The 8799-nt window shown below is 70.3% G+C and carries 6 protein-coding genes and 1 tRNA gene; 4 read left to right on the top strand and 3 right to left on the bottom strand.

Going from position 1 to position 8799, the window contains the following annotated elements:
• The first annotated feature begins 119 nt into the window (after positions 1 to 119).
• Positions 120 to 821: a PAQR family membrane homeostasis protein TrhA gene (gene trhA, locus ON19_RS24665; protein WP_051169270.1), complete on the top strand. Its 702-nt coding sequence runs from the start codon at positions 120 to 122 to the stop codon at positions 819 to 821.
• A 230-nt stretch (positions 822 to 1051) separates the two neighbouring features.
• Positions 1052 to 2689 (top strand): adenylate/guanylate cyclase domain-containing protein, encoded by a 1638-nt coding sequence (locus ON19_RS24675; RefSeq protein ID WP_083899610.1) that lies wholly within the window; start codon positions 1052 to 1054, stop codon positions 2687 to 2689.
• A gap of 43 nt (positions 2690 to 2732) precedes the next feature.
• Here the strand turns inward: ON19_RS24675 and ON19_RS24680 are convergent, their stop codons facing one another.
• From ON19_RS24680 to ON19_RS24690, 3 genes are all read right to left on the bottom strand, one after another.
• Positions 2733 to 4787: a thioredoxin domain-containing protein gene (locus ON19_RS24680; RefSeq protein ID WP_043697678.1), complete on the bottom strand. Its 2055-nt coding sequence runs from the start codon at positions 4785 to 4787 to the stop codon at positions 2733 to 2735.
• A gap of 162 nt (positions 4788 to 4949) precedes the next feature.
• Positions 4950 to 5576 carry a hypothetical protein gene (locus tag ON19_RS24685; protein WP_169334217.1) on the bottom strand — a complete coding sequence of 209 codons (627 nt, stop codon included), beginning with the start codon at positions 5574 to 5576 and terminating at the stop codon, positions 4950 to 4952.
• 549 nt (positions 5577 to 6125) lie between these two features.
• Positions 6126 to 6704 carry a TIGR03086 family metal-binding protein gene (locus tag ON19_RS24690; RefSeq protein ID WP_043697662.1) on the bottom strand — a complete coding sequence of 193 codons (579 nt, stop codon included), beginning with the start codon at positions 6702 to 6704 and terminating at the stop codon, positions 6126 to 6128.
• A 168-nt stretch (positions 6705 to 6872) separates the two neighbouring features.
• Here ON19_RS24690 and ON19_RS42200 point away from each other — a divergent pair.
• Both ON19_RS42200 and ON19_RS24695 read left to right on the top strand, forming a co-directional pair.
• Positions 6873 to 6947, top strand: a tRNA-Ser gene (locus tag ON19_RS42200).
• A 542-nt stretch (positions 6948 to 7489) separates the two neighbouring features.
• Positions 7490 to 8799: TROVE domain-containing protein (locus ON19_RS24695; RefSeq protein WP_083899611.1), on the top strand; the 1310-nt coding region annotated here is incomplete at its 3' end.

Raw genomic sequence — 8799 nt, forward strand, 5'->3', positions numbered from 1 at the left:
GGTCGCAAGTTACGGTTGCGTAGGTTACCGACGGGTTCAGCTAGGTGGCTGCCTCGTCCCACTCGGCCCGGCGCGGCGACGGACGAACTTCGTCCGCCCGCGCCAACTAGGAGGTACTCGTGTCCGATGCGGCACCGGTCACGGCGGTCCCCGGTTCGGCGAACGAAGCGCTCGCCGAGGCGCTGGTCAAACCCCGTTTGCGGGGCTGGATCCACACCTGGGCGGTCGGCGTCGCCGCGATCGCGGCGGTGGTGCTGGTCGCCACCGCCACCACGGTCTCGGCCACCGCGGGATGGTCGACGCTGATCTACGGCCTCACCGTGTGCGGGCTGTTCGGCGTCAGTGCCGTCTACCACCGGGTGACCTGGCCCACCCCGCGCGCCCGCATCCGGATGAAGCGAGCGGACCACTCGATGATCTTCCTCTTCATCGCGGGCAGCTATACGCCGTTCGCCCTGCTCGGCCTGCCCGGGCGCACGGGGCAGACGCTACTGGCCGTGGTCTGGGCGGGGGCGCTGGCCGGAGTGGCGCTGAAACTGCTGTGGCCGACCGCTCCCCGTTGGGTCGGCGTGCCGCTCTACTTGCTGCTCGGCTGGGCGATCGTGCCGGTGGCCGGGGAACTGAACGGCCAGATCGGCATCGCGCCGCTGATTCTGCTGCTGATCGGCGGCCTGTTCTACAGCGGCGGCGCGATCCTCTACGCCACCAAGTGGCCGAACCCGTGGCCGACCGTCTTCGGCCACCACGAGTTCTTCCACGCGGCCACGGTGCTCGCGGCACTGACCCACTACGCGGCGGTCTGGCTGGTGGTCCTGCGCTGAACGCCTAGAGTCGACGGGGGAGGTAGGACGAAAGGGGGCGAGGTGGCCGATCGGTTCCCGGGCCGGTCCGGCGAGATGACCGGGAAACCGCCTGTGCCGGTCGTCCTGGTTCTATGCTGCTCGTTCGTGTTCCTCGTCGCCGCCTCGCGCGGCATCGCCCCGCCGCGCATTGCGACCGCGCCGGACCTGACGCGCATCGGCGGGCGTCGTCCATCGGGGTCGCGCGTCCGATGATCGCGAAGCTCGTCGTCTGGGCGCTCAAAGCGCGGGGTGGTCTGGCCGCACTGGTCACCACGGCGAATCTCAGCGGCCTCGCCGTGATCGTCACCCAGCTGTGGTTGAACGGATTCCTCGGTCGGCTGGGCCCGGACTGGGTGAAGGCGCTGGCCTTCGTCGGCATCTACCCGGCGGTCGGGTTCCTGGCCGGAATCCTGCTCGCGGTGCGCGACCGGAAGGTCTACTTCGGCTGGCTCGACGCCGGGCGCAAACCGACCGAGGCGGAGGCGCGCCGCCTGCTGCTGCTGCCCATCGCGATCAGCATGCGCGCGCTGGCCCTGTGGATTCCCGGCGTGATCGTGGCGACCGCGACCTTCGCGCATCTGAGCCCGGACAACGACCCCGGCGTGACGGCGGCGCTGTTCACGATCGGTGCCTTCGAATCGGCGGCGGTCACCTTCCTGATCGTGGACCGGCTGATCCGGCCGACCATCCCGGTGGTGGCCGGGGTGCTCGGCTGGACGATGCACTGGAGTGCCTCGGTCCTGGTGCGGGTCGTGGTGACCTGGGCGGTGGCGGCAGCGCTTCCGCTGCTCATGCTGATCGTGGTGCTGGCCGACCCGGCCGCGGCCGCACCCGACCGGGTCCGCACCGCCATCTACCTGTCCGGGGTCGGCATCGGCGTCGGCGCGCTGGCCACCGCCTTCCTCGCCCGCTCCGTGGCCGCGCCGATGCGCACGCTGCGCCGCGCACTGGACCGGATCGCCCAGGGCGATCTCGGTGCCCGGGTGCCGATCGGCAGCACCAGCGAGATCGGCAGGTTGGAGCACTCGGTCAACGAGCTGGCCGCGAACCTGCGCGAGCGGGAGCGGATGCGGGAAGTCTTCGGCAGGCACGTCGGGACGGAGGTGGCCGAGCGCGCGCTCGCCCGCGGGGCTCACCTCACCGGTGACGTGCGCGAGGTATCGGCGCTGTTCGTGGACGTGACCGGCTCGGTGGAACTGTCCACGGGACTGCCGCCACAGGAGTTCGTGGCCAAGCTGAACCGGCTGCTCTCGATCGTCGTCGCGGCGACCGAGGAGAACCACGGCCTGGTCAACAAGTTCGAGGGCGACGCGGCCCTGTGCGTCTTCGGAGCCCCGATCGCCCTGCGCGACAACGCGACCCCGGCATTACGGGCGGCGCGCCGCATCCGGGACGAGGTGATCGCCACCGGGGAACTGGACATCGGGATCGGCGTCGCGCGCGGGCCGGTCTTCGCCGGTGACGTCGGCTCCGACACCCGGCTCGAGTTCACCGTGATCGGCGACGCCGTCAACGAGGCCGCCCGGCTCACCACGGCGGCCAAAGATGTGCCGCGGCGAATCCTGGTGAGCCAAGCGGTGATCGATGCCGCCGCGGACCACGAAAGCGCCAAGTGGACGTTCTACGACACCATCGTGCTGCGCGGCATGAAGGAGCCCACGGCCTGCTGGACCGATAGCGACACCTCCGGCTCCCACCCCGAACGCACTGCGACGCACACCGATCGGCTCGACGGTGGCGACCTACCTCCGGACACCAACCCGGTCATCGACATACACACGGCCGCACCCGCACCCGACGACACCGAGGTGCCGGACACCGAACTCGACGCCCCGCCGCGGCGCTAGGCAGCGCCGCCGACGCGAAGGGTCGCGCGCGGTGGCGCGGCTGCTAGTTCCGTTGCAGTGCCGTGCGGAGCTGGTCCGGGCTGGAGACCGGGAGGTCGCAGACGGAGCCGCGGCATACATAGGCAGCGGCGGCGTTCCGCACCAGGGGCCGGTCGGCCAGGAGCGGGACGGTGTTCGGGGCGGCGGCGAGCACGACCGAGCCGCCCGGGGCGGCCAGCCGGGCGGTAACGAGCAACTCGGTGGGGTGCGCGGCCGATTCGGTGGTGGCGATGGCGACCTGCAGTGGTCCGCGCAGAGCCGCCTCGGCGACGGTGAGCCACTGGCCCGCCGAACGGGGTGCGCGCGCCAGGACGATCGCGCCGCGTTCGAGGGTGCGATCGGCCAGTTCGCGGTAGCGGGCGGCCCGTTCCGGGTCGCTGGTGGCCGCGGCCGTGACCAGCGCCTCGGCCAGGGCCGATGCGCCCGCGGGGGTGGCGCCGTCGATGGGGTCGCGCGGGCGGGTGACGAGGGTTTCGGCGTCGTCGGCGGTGTCGAACCAGCTGCCCGGCTGATCGGGGTCGGCGAAGTGCCCGATCGCGGTGTCCAGCAGGCGTTGCGCGTCTTCCAGCCAGACCAGTTCGCCGGTGGCCTGGTGCAGTGCGAGCAGTCCGGTGACCAGCCAGGCGTAGTCCTCCAGGATGCCGGGCGCCGCGCCGGCGACGCCGCCGAGCGAGGCGCGCCGCAACCGTCCGTCCACCAGGTGCTCGGCCAGCAGGAAGCGCGCGCACCGGATGGCGGCGGCGGTCCACTCCGGCTCGTCCAGCGCGGACGCGGCCTCGGCGAGCGCGGTGATCGCCATTCCGTTCCACGCGGTCACCACTTTGTCGTCCCGCTCCGGCTGCGGGCGGCGGTCGCGGGCGGCGATCAGCGCCGCGCGGACGCGCTCCAGGCGCGCGGCATCCTCCGCCGTGGTCGGCTCGGTATACCTGGTCAGCACCGAGGTGCCCTGTTCGAAGTTTCCCGCGGTGGTGACGCCGAAGAATTCGGCCGCCCATGACCCGTCGATCGAACCGAGAACGCCGGCCAGCTCGGCGGGCGTCCACACATATGTCGCGCCTTCGACGCCGGGTTTGCCGGGCTCCAGGTGGGTGTCGGCATCCAGCGCCGAGGCGAAGCCGCCCTGGGCGGTGCCGAGGTCGTCGAGCAGGAATCGTACGGTCTCCCGCGTGACTCGATGCGACAACGATTCCGGCAGCACCGATGTAGTGCGCCGGGCCAGGTGCGCGTAGGCGCGCAGCAGTTGCGCGTTGTCGTAGAGCATCTTCTCGAAATGCGGCACCACCCAAGCGGCGTCCACCGAATACCGCGCGAATCCACCGCGCAGCTGGTCGTAGATGCCGCCGCGGACCATCGCCTCGGCGGTGCGGGCCACCGCGTCGAACACCGCGCGGTCACCGGTCCGCTCCCAGTGCCGCAGCAGACCTTCCAGCAGCGCCGACGGCGGGAATTTGGGCGCGCCGCCGAACCCGCCGCGCTCGGCGTCCTCGTCGCGCAGCACGGCGGCGACGGCATGGGCGAGCAGCTCCGGCGTGATCGTCAGCTCCGCGTCGGGCAATCCCGCGGTCTGCTCGCGCAACGCCGCCGCCACCTGCGCGGACGCCTGGTTCACCTCGTCGCGCCGGGTGCGCCAGGTCTCCGTGATCGCGGTGAGCAGCTGGGTGAACGACGGCATGCCGCCGCGCGGGAGCTTCGGGTAGTAGGTGCCGCAGTAGAACGGCTCGCCGTCCGCCGTCAGGAAGCAGGTCATCGGCCAGCCACCCTGACCGGTCATCGCGACGGTGGCGTTCATGTAGACCGCGTCCAGGTCGGGCCGCTCCTCCCGGTCGACCTTCACGCAGACGAAATTCTTGTTCATCTGGTCGGCGGTGGCCGCGTCCTCGAACGACTCGTGCGCCATGACGTGGCACCAGTGACAGGACGCGTACCCGACCGAGAGCAGGACGGGCACGTCCCGCTCGCGTGCTTCGGCCAGTGCCTCGGCATCCCACTCCCGCCAGTGCACCGGGTTGTCCGCATGCTGGCGCAGATACGGAGACGTCGCCTTTCCGAGCCGGTTCATGGCTCCACCGTACGGCCCATCCCGGCGCCGCGCGGGCAGCACGGCCGGACGTTCGGCTCGACCCTCCCGTGACGGGAGACGACGACTTCTTCGAGTTCCGCTGGTAGCGAGCACATCGAGTGCTGTTGCTATCCGTCTGCTGAGTCTGTCGGTAACAGCAGGTCAGCGGTTCGAGAATGGCGGCTGGCCGTACAGTGGGGCCCCATGGCTGGGCGGTGGAGCGGTTGGATGCCCGTGAGGAGGCTGGTGACCGTACTGCGAGAACGAGGGCTGACCATATGGCGGTGGGGGCTGGTAGACGTACGGCGGAATTGATCGACGACGTGCCGCGATCCACCGGCCGGTCGGACTGATGGCGGCGAGGACAAGGGTCGCCAGCGTCAGTACGCCGAGGGCTATCGGCAGCAAGCCGAAGAGTCCGGTCACCGCGAGCCCGACAGCCATGTTGAGCAAACTCAGCGCGCTACCGACGATCACCAGAACGCGGCCGACAGTCGATCGACACAGCAGCAGGACGCTGCCGAGAATGAGCAGGAACGCCACAAATCCGGCCACCGCCACGCTGACCAGCGCAAGACCTGCCACAGTGTCGAAGGCCTGCGCCATCCCCATCGACACGAGGCCGAACATCTCCCAACCGCCACCCAGCAAGGCAAGCAGTGCCGCCGTGATTCCGGTGCCACCACCCGCCGAAGATCGGGGCGGCCGATAGTCATGACCAGGCAAGTGGGGAGGAACGGACGGATAGCCACCCGGTGCGGCACCGGGCCGGCCATGCTGGAAGTTCATATCGGCAGTCATTCCTCCTCTGTCGCGGCGGCCCAAACCGTGCCCACGGTCGGCTCGCCTGTCGCTGCGGCATGGGATAGATGCCCGTCCGCCGGGCCGGCTACACCTAGAACATCCGCCCGAAAATAAGTCGCGTCCTGTCCATCCGGCCGGTTACAGTCCTATCCGCGCCCGGTGCGCAGGCAACGGCTACTTCCGTATTCGATGGATGGGTTGCGGGTTCGAGTCCCGTCCGGATCGCGGTGATCCGGTAGCTCAATCGGCCGAGCTATCCAAGGCAGGGTCTTCGGACCCGTCGGGCTCGATTCGCTCGAGCCGGTATTCCGTCGCCGCCCAGATCTCGGGCGCCCAACGCGCTGTGCGGGAGCGGCCGGTCCTTATCGGCCGCTTCCCACGAGAAATACGAATCGTCGAATATCCCGGATACGAACGATTTCCGTTTACACACTTCCGGAACGCGGTCCGGCGACGTCCGATGGAGAACGCCCGGCAACCGGGCGGAGTGCGCAAGCCCCCTGCCGCGGCCCGATTGCGGGCGCGTTCCGCGGATCAGGCGGTCCGGGCAAGTACCTCTCGGCCCACATATGCCAACAGCCTCCGGTGCGCCGGTTCGCCGTCGGCGACGACGACCTCGGGTCCGAAAATGCCGGGCGCGCGGAAAGTCTCGATACCACCCATGGCTTGCATGGTGGCGAGCAGTTCGCCACACAGCTCGTCGTCGGCCAAGTCCGGCCGATCGATGGCCACCGCGATATCGACCCCGTGCACGAGAACCTCGGTGAGATGCACCAGTGCCGCCGCCGGGCCGGGCAGTTCCCCGAGCGAGATGTCCACCGTGCCGTCCAGCGCGTCGGGCCGGTGCCAAGCGGCGCGGTCCACCTCCGCCGCCGCGGCGTACGCACCCTGCGGATCACCGCCGAGCCAGTCGGATTCGTGCTCGGCGCCCGCATCGGTGCCGCTCAGCGCGGCCGCGAAGATATGCATGCCGCCCACGGTGTGGTTCAGGACGGCGCGCACGTCCCAGTCCCGGCACGGCGTCGGCGCGGCCAGACCCGCTCCCCCCACGGCGGCGACGATCGCTCCGGTCGCGTCCAATGCGCGGTCGATCTGTCCGATCACGTTGTCCATGAGCTTCCTTCGGTCGAGCGGTTTGGCTGAATTGGTAACACACGACGCCGACAAGCGCGCGGCATTGCGAACACCACCTTGCGCCGAGATAGTTGCCGGCAGTGTGCTTCCGGCGTCCGTGAAAAATAATCGGATGCGCGTATCGGACGCGCTCGTTACGCTCGTTGGGCACCCGGTGCGCAGGCAACGGTTACTTCCACTTCTAATGGACTGGTTGCGGGTTCGAGTCCCGCCCGGACTGCACGGTCCGGTAGCTCAATGGCAGAGCGGTACGTACCGTCGCCGCCTTCGATCTCGGGTGCGCTACAAAGCGATTTATGCGCGCGTTAACCGGCCCGGTGCGGGCCACGGCAGGCACGCCGCGTCCGGTGCGCAGGCAACGGCTACTTCGGGTTCAACTCCCGCCGAACCATTTCGGCCGCTCGATATGGCGAGCAGGCCGTCGCCGATTTTTCTCGGACGCCCCGTGCGAAAAATAAGGTGCGGCAGTCTAATTCATGCCGATACAGTTCTCGTGCACTCGGAGCGAATCCGGGTGCGCCACAATTCCATCGCACCTCCCGGTGCGAAGCAGGCGGCTACTTCTCGACCACGACCCTTTGGGATATGCCGCAGGCGAATATCGATCTCGGGGGGCATCGCAACGCACCGGCCCGGTGCGACCGACACGGCTACTTCCACGAGCAGGCCGCACCGCGCCTGTGCCGACCGGCGCATCGCCGCAACGGATTTCGATCTCGGGCCGAGGCGTCGCGCCTGTCCCCGACGCACGACTGGGGAAATCCATGAGCAAGTTCAACGTCGCGCGCCCCGGCGCGACCGCACCGATCATCAGCGAGACCCGTCCGACCGGCCGCACCTTCGAGGGCGGCGCGGGATATGCCCGCACGCCACAGAGCGAGCTGTTCCTGCTGGCCGTCACGAACATGGTCGGCGAGCACACCTTCTACGAGTCCGCCGGTGAGCGCGACGAGCGCTATGCCGCGCTGGTACGCGCGGCGACGATCGCCACTCCCGAGTGGACCGCCCGCTTCCTGCGCTGGCTGCGCACCGAGGCGAATCTGCGCAGCGCCGCGATCGTGGGCGCCGCCGAGTTCGCCAAGGCACGGCTGGACGCGGGCGCGGCGGGGATGTCGCGGCAGGTGGTCGACTCGGTGCTGCAGCGCGCCGACGAGCCGGGGGAACTGCTCGCCTACTGGACCGCGGTGCACGGGCGCGCCCTGCCCCAGCCGGTCAAGCGCGGCGTCGCCGACGCCGTACGCCGGTTGTACGACGAGCGCGCCCTGCTCAAGTGGGACAGCGCCGCGCGGGCCTTCCGGTTCGCCGACGTGCTGCAGCTGACCCACCCCACGCCAGCATCCGACCGGCCGTGGCAGGGCGCGTTGTTCGCCCACGCGCTGGACCGGCGGTACGGACGCGCGACCGAACCGGACGCCGCGCTGACCGTGCTGCGTGCCCGCGCGGAGCTGATGGCCCGTCCGGTGCAGCAGCGCCGCGCGCTGTTCGACGACGCCGAGCGGGCCCGTACCGCCCTGCACGCGGCGGGCATGACCTGGGAGGCGGTCGCCGGCTGGCTGCAGGGTCCGATGGACGCGACGGTGTGGGAGGCATTGATCCCGTCCATGGGCTACATGGCCGAGCTGCGTAACCTGCGCAACTTCGACCAGGCCGGGGTCAGCGACGCCGTGGCCGCGGACGTCGCCGCCGAACTCGCCGATCCGGGCCGGGTGGCCCGTTCGCGGCAGCTGCCGATGCGGTTCCTGTCGGCGTACCGGGCCGCGCCATCGCTGCGCTGGGGGCACGCGCTCGAGCAGGCGCTCGGACATTCGCTGGCCGCCGTGCCCGCGCTGTCCGGGCGGACGCTGGTGCTGGTGGACACCTCGGGCTCGATGCAGGCCGGGTTCGCCAAGGACGGCTCGCTGGCGCGCTGGGACGCCGCGGCGCTGTTCGGCCTCGCGCTCGCCCGGCGCTGCGCGCACGCGGACGTGGTGTCGTACTCCAGCGTGGGGAGCACCCGGCAGGGCCGCGCTCAGCCCGCCAGCCTGGTGTTCCCCCAGCGGCGCGGCGAGCCGGTGCTCGGGGCGGTACGGCGGTG

Source organism: Nocardia abscessus NBRC 100374, assembly GCF_000308455.1.
Classification (GTDB): Bacteria; Actinomycetota; Actinomycetes; order Mycobacteriales; family Mycobacteriaceae; genus Nocardia; species Nocardia abscessus.

Coding starts and splice junctions, on each gene's coding strand:
- ON19_RS24690 (WP_043697662.1), bottom strand. CDS start 6,704: ATGGACAACGTGATCGGACAGATCGACCGCGCATTGGACGCGACCGGA.
- ON19_RS24680 (WP_043697678.1), bottom strand. CDS start 4,787: ATGAACCGGCTCGGAAAGGCGACGTCTCCGTATCTGCGCCAGCATGCG.
- ON19_RS24685 (WP_169334217.1), bottom strand. CDS start 5,576: ATGAACTTCCAGCATGGCCGGCCCGGTGCCGCACCGGGTGGCTATCCG.
- ON19_RS24675 (WP_083899610.1), top strand. CDS start 1,052: ATGATCGCGAAGCTCGTCGTCTGGGCGCTCAAAGCGCGGGGTGGTCTG.